Source organism: Undibacterium sp. WLHG33 (assembly GCF_049544815.1).
Lineage (GTDB): Bacteria > Pseudomonadota > Gammaproteobacteria > Burkholderiales > Burkholderiaceae_D > Undibacterium.
Window position 1 is genome coordinate 2,616,537 of the sequence record NZ_CP186697.1, and the last position, 16,832, is coordinate 2,633,368.

14 protein-coding genes are annotated in these 16,832 nt (G+C 51.0%); 2 read left to right on the plus strand and 12 right to left on the minus strand.

What is annotated here, in order from left to right; all coding sequences use genetic code 11:
• Positions 1-52: 52 nt before the first annotated feature.
• From ACOTSW_RS12000 to ACOTSW_RS12050, 11 genes are all read right to left on the minus strand, one after another.
• Positions 53-652 (minus strand): lysophospholipid acyltransferase family protein, encoded by a 600-nt coding sequence (locus tag ACOTSW_RS12000; RefSeq protein ID WP_423679320.1) that lies wholly within the window; start codon positions 650-652, stop codon positions 53-55.
• A 109-nt stretch (positions 653-761) separates the two neighbouring features.
• Positions 762-1,391: an AAA family ATPase gene (locus ACOTSW_RS12005; protein ID WP_423679321.1), complete on the minus strand. Its 630-nt coding sequence runs from the start codon at positions 1,389-1,391 to the stop codon at positions 762-764.
• Between the two features lie 119 nt (positions 1,392-1,510).
• Positions 1,511-2,230 (minus strand): pseudouridine synthase, encoded by a 720-nt coding sequence (locus ACOTSW_RS12010; protein ID WP_423679322.1) that lies wholly within the window; start codon positions 2,228-2,230, stop codon positions 1,511-1,513.
• A gap of 61 nt (positions 2,231-2,291) precedes the next feature.
• Positions 2,292-4,271 (minus strand): ATP-binding protein, encoded by a 1,980-nt coding sequence (locus tag ACOTSW_RS12015; protein ID WP_423679323.1) that lies wholly within the window; start codon positions 4,269-4,271, stop codon positions 2,292-2,294.
• Positions 4,272-4,295: 24 nt separating this feature from the next.
• Entirely contained in the window at positions 4,296-5,117 is an 822-nt protein-coding gene (locus ACOTSW_RS12020) for a substrate-binding periplasmic protein (protein WP_423679324.1), read from the minus strand.
• A gap of 171 nt (positions 5,118-5,288) precedes the next feature.
• Entirely contained in the window at positions 5,289-5,912 is a 624-nt protein-coding gene (locus ACOTSW_RS12025; RefSeq protein ID WP_423679325.1) for a glycine zipper 2TM domain-containing protein, read from the minus strand.
• A 233-nt stretch (positions 5,913-6,145) separates the two neighbouring features.
• Positions 6,146-8,476 (minus strand): methyl-accepting chemotaxis protein, encoded by a 2,331-nt coding sequence (locus tag ACOTSW_RS12030; protein WP_423679326.1) that lies wholly within the window; start codon positions 8,474-8,476, stop codon positions 6,146-6,148.
• A gap of 280 nt (positions 8,477-8,756) precedes the next feature.
• The gene (locus ACOTSW_RS12035; protein WP_423679327.1) at positions 8,757-9,950 is read right to left on the minus strand and encodes a PLP-dependent aminotransferase family protein; all 1,194 of its coding nucleotides are present in this window, start codon (positions 9,948-9,950) and stop codon (positions 8,757-8,759) included.
• 161 nt (positions 9,951-10,111) lie between these two features.
• Positions 10,112-10,579, minus strand: a complete 468-nt coding sequence (locus ACOTSW_RS12040; RefSeq protein WP_423679328.1) for a RidA family protein — start codon at positions 10,577-10,579, stop codon at positions 10,112-10,114.
• Positions 10,580-10,786: 207 nt separating this feature from the next.
• Positions 10,787-11,383, minus strand: a complete 597-nt coding sequence (locus tag ACOTSW_RS12045; RefSeq protein ID WP_423679329.1) for a LysE family translocator — start codon at positions 11,381-11,383, stop codon at positions 10,787-10,789.
• A gap of 229 nt (positions 11,384-11,612) precedes the next feature.
• On the minus strand, positions 11,613-11,924 hold the full coding sequence (locus ACOTSW_RS12050) for a DUF2917 domain-containing protein (protein WP_423679330.1): 312 nt from the start codon (positions 11,922-11,924) through the stop codon (positions 11,613-11,615).
• A gap of 178 nt (positions 11,925-12,102) precedes the next feature.
• Between ACOTSW_RS12050 and ACOTSW_RS12055 the strand changes: the two genes are divergently transcribed.
• Both ACOTSW_RS12055 and cysS read left to right on the plus strand, forming a co-directional pair.
• Complete coding sequence (locus ACOTSW_RS12055; RefSeq protein WP_423679331.1) at positions 12,103-13,524, plus strand: PLP-dependent aminotransferase family protein; 1,422 nt, start codon at positions 12,103-12,105, stop codon at positions 13,522-13,524.
• A 349-nt stretch (positions 13,525-13,873) separates the two neighbouring features.
• Complete coding sequence (gene cysS / locus ACOTSW_RS12060; protein WP_423679332.1) at positions 13,874-15,247, plus strand: cysteine--tRNA ligase; 1,374 nt, start codon at positions 13,874-13,876, stop codon at positions 15,245-15,247.
• Positions 15,248-15,375: 128 nt separating this feature from the next.
• Here the strand turns inward: cysS and ACOTSW_RS12065 are convergent, their stop codons facing one another.
• Positions 15,376-16,578: an alpha/beta hydrolase family protein gene (locus tag ACOTSW_RS12065; protein WP_423679333.1), complete on the minus strand. Its 1,203-nt coding sequence runs from the start codon at positions 16,576-16,578 to the stop codon at positions 15,376-15,378.
• Between the last annotated feature and the right edge of the window lie 254 nt (positions 16,579-16,832).

Sequence of the window (16,832 nt, forward strand, 5' to 3'; positions counted from 1 at the left end):
AATCCGCATGTCCGCGCAATGACAGCGCGGACGAGCACTGACGTAAAAGCTCTTATCTGGTCTGGATGTGATCTGCACTGAACTGCTGCGGATTTTTCCCCTGAATCCCACTGTAAAACGCTTTGATTTCTTCCATATCCGCAGCAATGTCGCCTGTCGGCATGAACATGCGGCCAATTCCTCCGGCCTTTCTGCCAAAGTCCAGATATCCCAACGCAATCGGAACACCAGCCCCCAGCGCGATGTAATAAAAACCGGTTTTCCAGTGGGTGACTTTGCCACGGGTGCCTTCGGGAGGAACGATCACCGTCAGCCGTTCATTGGCTTGAAATGCATCAACCGTTCCCTGCACAAGATTGCCGGCCACGCTGCGGTTCACCGGAATACCGCCCAGCCAGCGCATGACAACACGAATCAGCGGCGGAAACAGGCTGGATTTCCCCATCCAGTAGACACGCAACCGTAAAGCAAAACACACCATCAAGGTCACAGGGAAATCCCAGTTACTGGTATGCGGTGCGGCAATCAGCACATATTTCTTTTCAACGGGAGTCTGTCCTTCGATGCGCCATCCGGTCAGACGCAATACCACAAGGGAAATCCAGCGCATCAATGTGTTAATCACAGGTGTTTCAAAAATAGTTAAGTGCATGCCGCAAGTCTTTGATATCAAATGATAAATTCTCCCGAACGTCGGGCGACCCGGCATTATATTGATATCTGTGGAAAGCAGAAACTATTTCTTCCTGCAGACTGATCAATCACAAATGTCGCACTGATGAATGGTCTATCCACTGCAAAACAGGCTGCCATTGCTCCAGATCCTTTTCGACCCTGGATGGTGCAACATCCCATAAGGTGGCTCCATGCGCTGCCAATTGTATGTAATTTTGAGTATCTCGCAGATAGCCAAGAACCGGCAACCCCAACTGCCCGGCGTAATGACGCAACTGATCGGCAGATCGGCTGCGGACATTCACCCGCATACCCAGAATACCAACCCGGCAAGCATGCTCGCGCTTCGCCAGTTTGTTTAAAAACTCTTCCGTCGCCAGAATGTCGAAAATAGAAGGCTGCACAGGCACAATGACGGTATCGGCAAGTTTCAGAATGACGTCGAGCTTACTGCCTTTCAAACCGGCGGGGGTATCAAGCACAACATGACTGGTGCCTTTGGGAGGTCTGGCGACGGCATTGTCATCCATTTCCCACGCAGTAATCGCGGGCAAATTCGCAGGACGCAAACCTAACCAGGTGCGGGAGGACTGCTGGACATCCGTATCCCCCAGCATAACCCGCTTTCCCTGTGCAGCAAAATAGCCGGCCAGATTCGTAGCAAATGTACTCTTTCCCGCACCACCTTTAGGATTGGCAACAGCAATAACGCGCATACGGACACCTCGTTCAGAATGAGACAACAGACCATTACAGTTCAAATGCGGATGACAATATTTGCTCGCGTTAATCAGCTTGCTGGCAGGACTTTGCCCCGACCGGTAAGCGATGGGGATCAGCTGTTTGGAATCAGTAATGCCATTTGCTCAGGACTCAGGTAACACCACTCGCCTTCTGCCAGCCCCAGAGAGTTCAGCGTTAACTGACCGATCGCCGTGCGTTGCAACGCCGCGCAGTGATTACCTGCCGCCGCCAGCATACGCTTTACCTGATGGTACTTCCCTTGTTCGAGCACGATTTCAATTTTATGTGTGTCCAACTGACGGCATATCTGCGCTGCCAGCGGGGCAGGCTCGTCATGCAGCTGAACGCCATTTAATAAAGTGTTCACCAGAACATCGGCGACCGGCTCAGCAGTTGTGGCCAGATACACTTTCGGAATATGACGTTTCGGCGATGACTGTGCGTGAATAAACGGCCCGTCATCGGACATCAATAACATCCCGGTCGTATCGTGATCCAGACGGCCGACAGGCTGCACATCGCGCCAGCTGAATTGTTCCGGCAACAGCGTCAGCACACCAGGGTGATGGCTAGGCTTACGTGAACATTCAAAATTAGCGGGTTTATTGAGTGCAATATAAACGTGTTCGCGGTATTGCCAGTCTTCGTCAAAAATCCGGAACACCAGGCCATCAGTCTCCAGCGTTTGTTTATAGTGGTCAACAACTTCACCGTTAATGCTGATCTCGCCGTCTTCAATCAATTCACGACAGTATTTGCGTGTGCCAAAGCCCTGCGATTGCAGGATGCGGTCTAAAGATAATTTACTCATGGTGCGACTGTAGCAGAACTAAGACGGTCAAAGCTAGAGGCCAGGAAAAAGCGATGCGCGATCACTGGCCGTTAGCGACACGGGCGACGCGCGGCAGAGTAATTTTGAAACAGGTTCCCTTACCCAGCTGACTTTCGACCGTGATATTACCGCCCAATACTTCTTTGGTAAGGTTATAGACGATATTCAGACCAAGACCACTGCCGCCCTGCCCCAGACGCGTGGTAAAAAAAGGATCAAATATACGTCCGAGATTCGCAGGAGGAATCCCTTTACCATCGTCCGCGACAAGGATCTCGATATGATCAGCATCAATCAATTTCGCAGAAATCGACACACGGCCACGTTTGTCAGGCTCAAAGGCGTGGATAAATGCATTATTGATGAGATTCGTCATGACCTGACCTAATGCGCCGGGATAACTATCCATCATGAATTTGGGTGGAAGCTCAGCCACAACCGTATATTTGGTTTTACGTATCATCGGCCCCAGCGTTGTGATCAGCTCATCCATCATGCCATCCAGCGCAAAAATCCGCCGGTTGGCACTGGTGCGGTCAACCGCCACCTGTTTGAAACTCGTCACCAGTTCGGATGCTTTGCTCAGATTACGCAACAGCAGATCGCTGCCGAGTCTGGCATTTTTTAAGTAGTCGTCCAATACAGACTTACGTATGCCGTGCTCATATTGCTTCAGAAAATCATCGGTTTGTTGCTGCAAGGTACTGGCAACCGTGACACAAGTACCGATAGGCGTATTCAGTTCATGTGCAACTCCGGCAACCAAAGAACCCAGAGCGGCCATTTTTTCTGTTCTGAGCAATTCCTGTTGCGCACGCTGCAAATTTTCCAGAACAACGGTGAGTTCAGAATTCGCCTCTTCGAGCTCATGAGTACGCTCGAATACACGTTTTTCCAGCGTCTGATTCATATTCCGGATATCCAGCTCATTCTGACGCTTTTCCGTAATATCTTCCTGCACCAGTACTAACAAAGGCTCGTTACCGATGCGGATGATACGACCGGATACCTGGCACAGCAGGTTTTGTTCGCCTGTGCCACAACGGCACCACGCTTCGTATGAATGTATCTCTCCCTCACGCTCAAGAATACGCACGATGCGCTCAAAGTCTTCCGGATTACGCCAGAGCTGTGCTTGCATCTCAGGATTGTCGAGTGTTGTCCCGCGTTCCCATTTGAACTGGCGCAGCCAGGCATCATTCACATCCACGATAGAATAACGCTCGCTTTTCCGTAACACCGTCATCGCGACCGGGGACGACTGGAAAATCGCGATGAATTTATTTTCGGTATCCCGTAATTCCTGCTCAACCCGGGAACGCTCCATTAATTCTTGCTGCAATACCTGATTCTGCGCATCCCGCTCGGCAATCAGCCTTCCCAGATTCAGACGCATCTGATCAAGCCCGTGCGCAAGATTACCGATTTCATCCTGACGCTTCCATTCCAGCGCCTTATTGAGCTCACCGGCAGATAACAGCAGAGTCGCTCTTTGCAACTCTTGTATTGGCCGCACTATCCTGCGATCAAACACGACCCAGATCAGGATAAAAGAAAATATCACCTGCGCCAGCAACGCAAACAGCAGCTTCAGAATATCGTCAAAAACATCGCGGTATACGTAAACGGAGGTCAGCTCAAGCGATACTTTACCTATCACCTTCTGATCCAGTCTGATATCACGCTGCAGACTGACAATATTATTTTTGGAGTGTTGCTCTTTTTCGAGATGAACAAAGACAGTGCCAGCCTCGTCAGTAATGGTAACGCCGTTCACTTCACGGTTACGCATCACTGCCTGCACAAACTGCGCGGCAACTTCTTTATCGACGTTCCATAAGGGAACTTCCATTGCCTTCGATAACATGTCCGCATACTGAGACATGGGACTGTAAACCCGCAACTGCATTTCCCGCTCGTAACGGGTCTTGACCGCAAAATAACCGAATAACATGGCTGGCAGCAAAATGCCGACAGCCACGCCGATAATAGATATTTGTCGCAGCGACAGATTACGCAAAAGAGGTCTCAATCTGAACAATCTCTATTTAGCTTGTTGCTTGCGCCACAATTGAATATTCGATGACACCAGTTTGTTCATCAGATTTTGTTTGTCGAGCTTGTACAAGGCTTTTGCTATCCGCCCACGCAGTTCCGGCGTGTTGCATGGCGATTTATGAGAAATCGTCAGGTATAAATTTTCGTTGGTGATCGGCGGTAACAAGGGCTTGAGATTCTGGATATTCATTTTCGCTATATAAGCATGCCCCGGGTCTTCTTCGTAGATCAGATAATCTGCGCGCGATAATGTCAGCAGGGTAAGCGCCTGCTCCAGACTGGCCACAGTAGCAACCTTAAGCGACTCGCTAGCGTAGCGATCGAAGTCTTCACCAAAGCTGTTGTTGATCACGGTGATACCTCGCTTGCCGACCAGATCCCGCCATCTTTTATAAGTCAGCTGACTGTCTTTTCTGACCCAGATAACAGTACGGGTTTCACGAAACGGCGGATAAAAGTAATCCATGTAATCGAAGCGTGGCAAGGTTAAAAATGCACCTGCCAGCAAATCAACGCGTCCCAGTTTGGCTTCCTCCTGTACCCGTCCCCAGGGGCCGATGTATTTCACTTCGACCGGAATACCGAGCTCTTTCGACAGCAATTGCATGAGATCGGCATTCGCTCCGATCAGATGGGTTTCATCGTCGGGATCACGCCATAAAAAGGGAGGATATTCAGGGTTGCCAGTGGCGATGAGCTTCTTACATGCGTCTTCAGCGAGAGCACCGGAGCAGCCGAACGCGGAGCCAAGAATCATGAGTGTACCTGTAATGCGCAACAAGGCTGCGGTACTAAAGAGGCATCTCATGGTGCAAGAATCTCCACGTCTTTGATTGATCAAGTTTGCAGTCTATCGTCAGTACAGACGCGAAGCAAGAAATCAGTTTCAGTGTTGCAATATTCAATCTCTGCGGGGAAAAGCCATCACCGCGACTTACACAAGCAAAAACGCGGCTTCACCCCACAGATAAATTAACAATTAACGGCGGACTATGCTGTTGCCAGAAGCGCGAACCAGATCGCCAGTCTGATACCCGGGATCATTCTCGAACTGATAATTCTGCTTGCTACCGTTGTCATATTGCACTGTCACATTCCAGATTTTGCTGCTTTTTACTTTTTGTTCAATTTTGTGCCCTGCCATCGCACCGCCTGCAGCGCCGGCAATGGTTGCCAGATCGCGACCAGTTCCACCACCGACCTGATTACCCAGCAAAGCGCCGGCAACACCGCCCGCGATCACGCCCAGAGCGCCGCCTTCGCCTTCTTTTTCACTCACATTAACGGCGGTAACACGGCCGCAATCGGCACATATCTGCTGATTTTTACTGCTGCCTTGTCCATTGCTGTAAGTGTTGTTATACGAACTGGCCTTTTTTGCGCTCTCCAGCGCGCTGTTATAAACCGCCTTCGCATCACGCAGACATTGCATGCGGGCTGTCGAACTGGTTTCTTCTGCACATAATTTCTTATCATCCGCATAGCGCGCTGCAGCCTGACGGGAAGCTTCCGCATATTGTTGTTTCGCGCCGGAAGAATTCTGCGCATAAGCACCACTGACAAATGTCAGCAATATCGCAGTCGCAATGAAACTTTTTTTCATGATCATCTCCTAAAAGTAAAAGCATCTGTCTGCTTTTTAACATCTGATGCAAAGGAAATCACTAGGCAGTGATTTCCTAATGTAACGGCGTTGCCGTGATTTTGCTGACACTTCTTACATTTACTCACATTTTTTTATGTACGGGCAAAAAGTATGAACACAAAACAAACAAACCCGCCCTGAGGCGGGTTTGAACAGATCCGAACGGGAAAGTACCCGTCACCACCCAGCAATCAGTTGAACCCCAGTCGTTTAATTGCCGACAAGGCCAGAACGACCTCAGTAGTGGCAGCTGAAAATGCGGTCCCATGACTCAGAGCATCTTCTGCCTGGTCATATCTTCCACTATTAATCAGTTCGCCGACCTGGCCGGCTACACGGTGAAAACGGGCATGATTTTCAACCAGTGTTGTAAATGACTGTCTGTCGCGCAGACGCTGACCATCCGAGTAAATCCATTTCCCAAGAGCACAGCAATCATCGCGGCACAGTGTTTTCACATCAACGTGTGCAGCCGTTTCAATCGCATCACGTAACTTCACCTTCCACAAACGGTGCGCATCAATGACGCCGTCAATGTCTATACCTTCGACGATCACAGGCTGTTTGTTTCCTGGCAAACGGAATTCATCGACCTGTGCTGCGAGTCTGACTGCAACAGTGCGTTGAGAATTTGCGGCAGTCGCCGTCTGTTCAACCAGATTCGCATTGGCCTGGGTATTGCGGTCAAGTTCACTGACTGCCTCACCTATCTGTGCCACCCCCATACTTTGTTCACGTGCGCCATTCGCTACATCGTCGAGCAACACTTTAATTCTGTCTGCATTCGCGACGATTTCACTCATGGCCTCACCGGCAGTCTGAACAACCGTCGTTCCCGCAGAAATTTCAGTCGTGGTATCTGAAATCAACACCTTAATTTCTTTCGCCGCTTGCGCACTGCGCCCCGCCAAGGCGCGGACTTCCGATGCCACGACAGCAAAGCCGCGGCCCTGCTCACCTGCACGGGCTGCTTCCACCGCGGCGTTCAATGCGAGGATATTAGTCTGAAAGGCGATGCCATCGATCACACTGATGATGTCGCTGATCTTTCTCGACGACTCCTGTATTCCTTCCATGGTCTTGACCACGCTATGCATCACGTCTCCACCACGTGTCGCCGTCGCTGCATTCTCTATCGCAATCAAAGAAGCCTGGCGAACGGAATCTGCCGTCATCTGTACGGTTGAAATTGTCTGTTCCAGTGCTGCAGAAGATTCTTCCAGTGCGGAAGCCGCTGATTCCGTACGCGCAGATAAATCCAGCGTACCCTGCGCAATCTCGATACTGGATGCAACCACACTGTCACTGGCAATCTGTACCTGCTGTACAGTGTCGCGCAGAGATTTCTGCATATTATTCAGCTCTTTAAGTATGGAAGCAATTTCATCTCTGCCCGCACTGCCGATTTCTGTCCGCAGGTCGCCCATGGCGATATTGATCAGTTGATTTTTTACTTTCGCGATACCGGCTCTCATCGAGTTATAAAAACCGATAAACAGATAAGCCGCAATACACAGACTGAGAACGGAAACAATCACCGTCGTTACCAGCGTGCTCTTTATTGCAGACTCACGCTCAGCCAGCATGGCATCCAGCACGGATAAATTTTTCCCCACCTGTTCAAACTGACTTTTCAACGTGCCGTTGACGGTGCGGACATACTCCGCCTGATCTGCAACAACAACTGCCGCGCCCGGTGCAAAGTTCTTTTTCGCGGTACTGACCAATTTATCGGTGATCTCTGCGGCAGAGTCTGACAACATAGAGAAATGACGCTGGGAAGCGAGCTTGACCGTCGCCAGATCCTGCGCAACCAGTTTCCTCTCGTTCTCGATCAATGCAAGATTGGCAGCAATTTTTACCGCCAGGTCCGGCGTTACTTCTCCGGCTTTGTATGCCGCGCGCCCCAGTTGTCCCAGATCGGACACATTCAGAAGTATGCCGGGTGTACGCAACAGCAAGGCACTCATCAGATGATACGAAGCCAGTTCAGGATCCAGCGCCAGGCTGGAGCCATTATTCACCTTGTTCTGTAACACGATCAGACTCTGAAACAGCGCCGTCACGCTCTGATAGGTTTCGTCAGGATTGTTATTGACGGATGAAGCGGCTTGCAACGCCGTTTTCGACAGATTCAACGTCGTCGTGGTATCGAGCTTGTCACCCGCTTCACGATCGATATTTTCAACTTTTCTGAAGGCCTCTTCAAAATTTGCACGCATCTCATCAATCCGCGCACCAGGCTCACCCAGTATCTGCAAACGTGTGTGATAGCGCCAGTTAATTGCAGATTCCATCGCAGCATACAACGCAGTCGAGTAACGCACTCCGGCACGCTCTTTCTTTGCAAATGTCAGATCCTGATTCACAACTTTCAGATAAGACACGGAAAGACAAATCACCGGCAGCATAAAAGCGGCGCTGATGAGTAACATTTTCAGAGGGAATTTTAATTGCCCCATTAACACGGAGCCGGGATGCCATAAGCCTAGGTGTAACAGACGATGAATCAGTTTTTTCATATATGAAGATAGCCTAAAAAGAAATATGCAGGTTCTATATTAATTCTTTTAGGCAATGAACAATTATCACGATAGTATTTATTTAACGATATTAAACAATCCTTCCACAAACTTTGATTTTTCTTAAACGAACAACGGACAGCGGCCGCCAGATTCGTTTGCATCGTCTTTTTTCCGACGCGAAAAAGGCTGGTAAAAATGGCTGACACACAATCCGGATTACGGCATCTGACAACAAAAAAGGCACCTCAACAGGTGCCTTTTTTTCATGACGCTGCTTTTATAACTTCGCTTTAATCAGCTTGCCTAATTTTTCCACGCCTTCATTGATACGCTCAGGTGAAACCGTCACGAACGATAAACGCATGGTATTTTTGGCCGGCTCATTCGCATAGAAAGGCCCGCCCGGCACAAACGCCACGTTCTGCTTGATCGCCTCGTTCAACAACTCGTTGCTATCGATATGTGACGGCAAAGTGACCCAGATAAACATGCCCCCCTCTGGCTTCGTCCATTCAATGCCTGCCGGGAAAAATTTCGTTAATGCATCCAGCATCACCTGACACTGACGCGCGTAGAAGGTACGGATGGTCGGGATATGCTCACCGAGGAAACCATCCTTGATCACTTCATAGACCGCCATTTGTGTCAGTTGTGAGGTATGCAGATCAGCCGCCTGCTTTGCCTGTTCCAGCTTACGGATCAGCGTTGTCGGGCCCACTACGTAACCGAGACGAATACCTGGCGTCAGCACTTTGGAGAACGAGCCCATGTAGATCACACCATCCGGGTTCATGTTCAGCATCTTCGGCAAAGGTTCGCCGGAATAGCACAAATCGCCGTAAGGATTATCTTCGATCAGAGGAATACCCATGCGGGCACAGGTTTCGACCAGTTCGATGCGACGTTCCACCGACATGGTACGACCGGTCGGATTCTGGAAGTTCGGCAAAGCATACATCAGGCGTGCGCCTTCACCTTTGGCTGCGACCGACGCGGGGATCAGCCCATGCGCGTCAGTATCAACAGAAACGAACTCTGGCTGATAAACAGAAAATGCCTGCAACGCGCCGAGATAGCTTGGTGTTTCAACCAGGATTTTGCTGCCTTCATCAATCAGCACTTTACCGAGCAGATCCAGTGCCTGCTGCGAGCCGGACACCATCAGTATCTGGTCAGGTGCAATCTTGCAGTCGGGCGTGGACAAGGTATTTGCGAGAAATTCACGCAATGGTGCATAACCATCGCTGGTACCGTATTGCAGCGCAGATTTGCCTTGTGTCGCCAGGACTTTATCAAAGGCCGCCTGCATACGTTCAACCGGGAAAGTCTCCGGCGATGGCAGACCACCGGCGAAGGAAATGACTTCAGGACGCGATGTCACTTTCAAAATCTCGCGTATCACTGAGCTTTGCAGTTGCTCAGCGCGTTCGGAAAACTTCCAATTGATAGGGGTAGGATTTTTAAGTTTCATGCTGATCTCACTAGAAGTCATGCCTTGTCAGGCAAAAAATATTGTCATCGGTCAGGGGCTGCTGCCGTACTGATGACGGCAGCAGAAACACCTTGACACTTTTAAACCAGGGATACGCAGATGCAAAAAGCGGTTAAGCAATGCAGCGCAGAGGCGCGCGCTTAAGCCACTTCGACGATCAGTTCAATCTCAACGCAGGCACCCATAGGAATCTGGGCCACGCCGAATGCGGAGCGCGCATGTTTACCCTGATCACCGAATACTTCCACCAGCAATTCGGAAGCACCATTCGTGACCAGATGCTGTTCGGTAAAGTCAGGTGTGGAATTCACCAGGCTCATCAGTTTGACGATGCGTGTCACGCGGGTCAGGTCACCGCCGCAAGCAGCATTAAGTGTCGCAATCAGATCAATCGCCACGGCACGCGCTGCCTGTTTGCCTTCTTCTGTGGTGATATTTTTACCGAGCTGACCCGCCCAGACTTTGCCGTCTTTTTTGGCGATATGGCCGGAAATAAAAATCGTTTTCCCAGTCTGCACATACATCACATACGCGGCGGCTGGGGTTGCAACAGCGGGCAATTCTATATTCAGTGCTTTGAGTTTTTCGTAAATGGACGATTTCGACATAGTAATTCCTGAAAAAGTAAGTCAGTCGTCAGTAACTGGCTTACATAAAATAATATAAACGGTTTTTCGATAGCGATCTGCTCACTGCCACGCTCACTGCTACGGTAACCAAGCCTGCTATTGTAACGCCGCTTCAAACGCAGAGGGGAAGATGCTTGCGGCTGACAGGCAATCTCAATGCCAGCCGTTGAGCTGCCTGTGTTGCGATTACAAGCTGAACATCCAGACTGCCGTCAGCGCCAGCGAAATTCCCATCAACAGATTAAAGCGACGCAGACGCTGGCCTTGCGACAACCAGTGACGCAAACGATCACCCATCCATGCCCACGTCAGCAAACTCAGAGCACTGGGCAAGGCGAAACCGATGCTCATCCAGCTCATTCTCGACAAAAAATCGTGCTGACCAATCGCATACGTCGAAGTTGCGGCCACCAGCATCATCCAGGCTTTCGGATTCACGATCTGAAACAAGGCTGCTTCCTGCACACTCAGCGGTTGCATGCTTTTGCTGTCAGACAGGCTCGCGGAAAAACACAAACGCCAGGCCAGCCACAACAAATAACCATTCCCCGCCACTTTCATCAGTACCACCAGCACAGGCACGCCCTGCAACACGGCTGCACCACCCATGCCGACTGCCCACATCATCAGCACAAAACCGAGAGGCACACCCATCACTTGCGGCAACGCCGCGCGTAAGCCGTGATTGACACCCGTGGTCGCCGCAATCGCGACATTCGGGCCGGGCGTAAATGAGCCTATCCAGGCGAAAACCGAAAAGGCAATAAATTCAGTCAAAGGCATCACAGCCCTCCTTAAAATTGATCTGTGCAGCATCGTCGGCATTGGTCAGTTATGTATCTGCATGACAACGGATACAACGCAAGGCAGCGTTTTATGACCAAAAATCACTTAAATATACTGAGGGGGAGTATCTGTAGAGCCCCTTATTTTCTGGAGGGATTAAGCTGCTTTTGGCAGATACTCCCCCTTTTTCTGATTCTGCGTGATCGCAGAAGAGAAGCGGAACACGCTAGCCCGCAACCGTCGCTGACTCTTCCGAAGGATTCAGCACCGTCATCGGCAACGCAGTGGTGCGATCCACATCAGCAGTCAGTATGCTCAGTGCGGACACGTCCTTTCCATCTGCTTCAATCACCGCATGACGCAATGGCGGCAATGGCAACAGATCACCGGCACGCAACCAGTAATCAGTCTCGTCGCCTTCCACCGTCACCCACACCAGACCACAATGGATATGCAGAGTCAGCATGTGTTCCGGGACAACAGAAATCAGCGTTCCCGGCGCTAATTGTTGTATTGCTGGAAAATCGGTAGATGGCATGATGTCTCCTTGTGAGCCAATAACGACGGGAAAGATTTCTGCCCGCTTTTTAATCAGTGTTTGTGTTATCCTAAACGCAAAAACCAATACAGTACCAGTACACTAAAAAAGATAATTAACGTACTGTTCCGGTCATTTATCCAATACACAGTTTTTGATTGCCCGCAGGAGACACTTCATGCCAACGCCGATGTTTTATATTTCCCGTGATGCGGACAGTTCGCTGGTCGAACAAATCGTCACCGCCGTCGCCAACCGCATCGATGACAAACTATTGCGGACCGGCGCGCGTATGCCGTCGATACGCCAGTTCGCCGATGAGCAGAATGTCTCGCGTTTTACGGTGGTCGAAGCCTATGATCGTCTGGTCGCAAAGGGCTATCTGGAATCACGTCGCGGTGCCGGATTTTTTGTGCGCGAACGCGCCTCAATGCTGACGAATACCCCGGCCAATCCGCAAACGGCAGCGGCATCAGAACAACTCGATGTGGTGTGGCTGGTACGCAATATGTTCCGCCAGTTACCGCCGCAAAAAATGCCCGGTTCCGGCGTTCTGCCGCACGACTGGCTCGATGGTGAACTGGTCGCGAATGGTTTGCGCGCGATCAGCCGGCTGAATCAGAATTTGCTGCTGCATTACGGAATTCCACAAGGTTTCCTGCCGCTGCGGCAGCAGTTGCAACTGAAACTCGCCGAGCTGGAAATTGCCGCTGCACCGGAGCAGATCGTCATGACGACTGGCGTGACGCAGGCGCTGGATCTGGTGGCACGCGAATTCACCCGTCCCGGCGACACCATCTTTGTCGATGATCCGGCCTGGTTTCTGATGTTCGGTTCGTTCGCGATACTCGGCGCCAAAGTGATTGGCATACCACGCTTGCAAGACGGGCCGGACGTGGCGAAACTCGCGGAACTGGCCGCCATCCACAAGCCCAAGCTCTACATCATCAATTCGGTAATGCATAACCCGACCTCGACCTCACTGTCGGCGGCAAAAGCATTTCAGGTATTGAAGACGGCTGAACAACATGATTTCATGATCGTCGAAGATGATATTTACTGCGACATGCATCCCGGTGCGGCGGTGCAGTCTGCGACCAGAATTGCCGCGCTCGATCAGCTTAACCGCGTGATTTATCTGAGCGGTTTTTCCAAAACGCTGGCAGCAAATTTACGCGTCGGCTTTATCGCCACCTCGCCGGAACTTGCGCTGCGGCTGTCCGATCGCAAAATGTTATCGACCCTGACAACCACAGAAATCGGCGAACGCGTGGTGTATAAAATTTTGTCAGAAGGCCATTACCGCAAACACGTTGACCGCATCCGCGTCAAACTCGACGGCGTGCGCGACGACATCACCAAACGACTCGACAATATCGGCATCAAAGTTGATTACCGCACACCGGCTGGCATGTTTCTGTGGGCAGAAACCGGCGTTGATACCAACAAACTGACAGAAAAAGCTTTTGAACAAGGCTATCTGCTGACGCCGGGCAGCCTGTTTTCACCGCACCAGATGCCATCGACAAAAATGCGTTTCAATATCGCCGCCATGAGCGACCCCGGTATCTGGGATTTTTTGAAAAAAGAATTAAAGTAAAAACGCATGGCATCGCCCTGCTCTTTGCGGCGGGGCGATGCCTGCCGGCGTTATCAGCATCAGCGCAGGGGCATGACACGATAGTGCTTGCGCGATTAGGCTGTCAGAGCATATCTATGCTACATTCTCACCCTGCTTTTTAACTATTCCACACCCAAATTATGCCTTTTACGCAACGCATTGCTGAAAAACTGACAGAGATTTGTTCTGCCTTCAGCACGTCTGCGACTGGCTGTTGCTGCTGTTGTTGAATCTGCCCGATTTTCCGCCGGTGTTGACAGTACCGACACCGCAGCACCAGGTTTCATGACACCGTTTTATTCTTCTCTCTATTCATTTGCACACAACGATGGACATACTTCTTTACGATAACTGGGAACGCCGCCTGCGCCCTTTCACCCCTTTGCGCAATGACTGGGTGGGGCTGTACTGCTGCGGCCCGACCGTGTATGACTACGCTCACATCGGCAACCTGCGCACCTATCTGTTTGAAGACATTCTGCGCCGCACGCTGGAATGGAATGGCTACAACGTGCGCCACGTCATCAACATCACTGACGTCGGCCATCTGGTGTCGGATGGTGACGATGGCGAAGACAAAATGGAAAAAGGCAGCCGCAAAGCCGGTGAATCTGCATGGCAGATCGCTGAGCGTTTCACGATCGCTTTCAAGAAAGATCTGAACAGCCTGAACGTTCAGGAACCAGCGATCTGGTGCAAGGCAACCGACCACATTGCCGAGCAGATTGATTTCATCTCCTGCATAGAAAAAAACGGCTATACCTACCGCACCAGCGACGGTATTTATTTCGACACCAGCAAGCAGGATGATTACGGCTATCTGGCGCGCATCAAACGCGATGCGATCAAGGCCGGCAGCCGCGTGGAGCTGGGTGAAAAACGTCATGCGACCGATTTCGCTTTGTGGAAATTCAGCCCTGAAGGCGAACAGCGCCAGATGGAATGGGATAGTCCGTGGGGACGCGGTTTTCCTGGCTGGCACATCGAATGCTCTGCAATGTCGGCCAAATATCTGACACCGTGGTTCGATATTCATTGCGGTGGCGAAGACCACATCGCGATTCATCACAGCAATGAGATCGCGCAGAATCAGGCTTGCCACGGCACGCGTCTGGCGAACTTCTGGATGCATGGTTATTTCCTGCAAATCGATTCCGGCAAGATGTCGAAATCGAGCGGCGATTTCCTGCGTCTGCAAACCCTGCTCGATCAGCATATTGACCCGCTCGCGTATCGCTATCTGTGTCTGACTGCACATTACCGCAGCCAGATGCAATTCAGCTTCGAGGCCTTGCAGTCTGCGCAAACCGCCCTGCAACGCCTGCGTGACACGTTTTATGCATGGCCCGCAGGCGGCAGCGTGAATGCCGGATTCAAAGAAAAATTCACCGCGTTTGTGAATGAAGATCTGAACGTGCCACGCGCACTGGCATTGGTCTGGGAAATGCTGAAATCAGATCTCAGCGATGCCGATAAAAAAGCGACTGTGGCTGAATTTGATCGCGTCTTTGGACTCGGGCTCGCCAGCTGGGAACCGCGTGCATTGGAAATTCCTGCCGAAGTACAAAACCTCGCCGAGCAACGCCTGGCCGCCCGCGCAGCGAAAAACTGGGCCGAAGCCGACCGTCTGCGCGCTGAATTACATGCGCTCGGTTTTGAAGTCGAAGACAAAGCGGGCAGTATGAATATCAAGCGCCTTTAAGCATCTGCCGGACACGCGTTTTGCATCCATTGATGTAAAAAAAGCCGCAGTTCATCTGCGGCTTTTTTATTGTGCCGACGCTGATTCAACAGCGGTGGTCTTTGCAGGCATCAGCTACTACACGCCGGTTATAAACCACGCGCCATTCCACCCAGTCTCGTAGTGCCATTGATCAAAAACGAGGGGACGCAAGCAATATGCTCCGACGGTTTTGCCGGGCAATCCGTACGTTCCAACAGAGATGTTGCGCCCCGATTTGTCATCGCCTGAAATGCGGACTCCGTATTGGCATAAGGCACCGTCGTATCGTCCCGCCCGTGAAAAAACTGAATCGGTGATTGCGGCGTCCAGTCATTCACATTACTTTGTAGTCGAATGCTGGCATCGTCATCGTTGAGGAAATTATCCAGAAATGTCGGATCAAAGCTGATGTCACTCTGACTACCCAGAACCGAGGAGAGCAGCAGCTTACGCACATTCGCTCTGTCATTAGCGCCGAGCAGTTTCAGAAACCCCGGACTGATCAGCGCGCCAAGAAGCGGATTTTCTTTACGCACACTATCGAGCATCGTATTCAGCGTCAGTACCACGTCGTAGGGACCAGCACCGATATAGGTACTGACTGGCAAACTGGCATTTGCTGCCCTGTTTTGCGTCATGAAACGCAATGTCGCCATGGATGCGTAAGCCCCTTCTGAATAGCCCGTTAAAAACACCTGACCGTTGTCAGCGATGGATTTCATCTGACGCCAGCGCGAAGTCGCCGTCATGAAATCGACGACGGAAACCGCCGTTGGCGTTGCCAGCAAATACGGATGTGGTAATCCTTTGGTAGTCCCGTAACCGACATAATCGGCGGCACTGACCAGATAACCCAGCGAAGCAAACAATACCGCTGGCTCGTCCGCCGTAGCATGGTTACTTGGTGCTTCCGCGTCCGTTTTAATGGTTGCGTGCTGATAGCTTAATACCGGACTGGTCAGGCCGCCGGTCTTGCGCGGAATAGCCGCAAGACCAGACGCAGTCACGCTGCGCCCTGCCGCGTCGGAAGTGGTATAGGTAATTTTGTAGGTATCGACGGCATACAACGGTCTGATTGCGGCAGCGACATCTTTATTCAGCGCTGCAGCAACATCTGCTGCATTAATCGTCTGTATAAACGTCGCAGCCTCAAAATGCCCCGCGCCAACCGGGTTCGGCACTTCTGGGGTGATGACAGGTGTCACGGTCGGGCTTGAAGAACCGCCACCGCAACCAGCAAGAACAGCGGACGTCGCCATTACGACCGTCAGTAAAGGGCGATGTAAAAACAGCGGTAAAAATTGCGACATCATATTCACTCCAATCAGGATGCATACACAGACATTGATCCGATTGACGAACCAGATCAGGAACAGCGTCCAGCGAACTGCCGGTGACCGTGACGGTGACAACAACTGTCAAAACAATTATAACAATTGATACATTACTACAATTACAACTGGGAAGATCTGTTGATGCTTTCGCTTTTAATATGCGCCGTAACATCAATGACCTGAGTTATTTTATTAATGAATTTGTCGCGGTAATTTACATATAGCGCCAT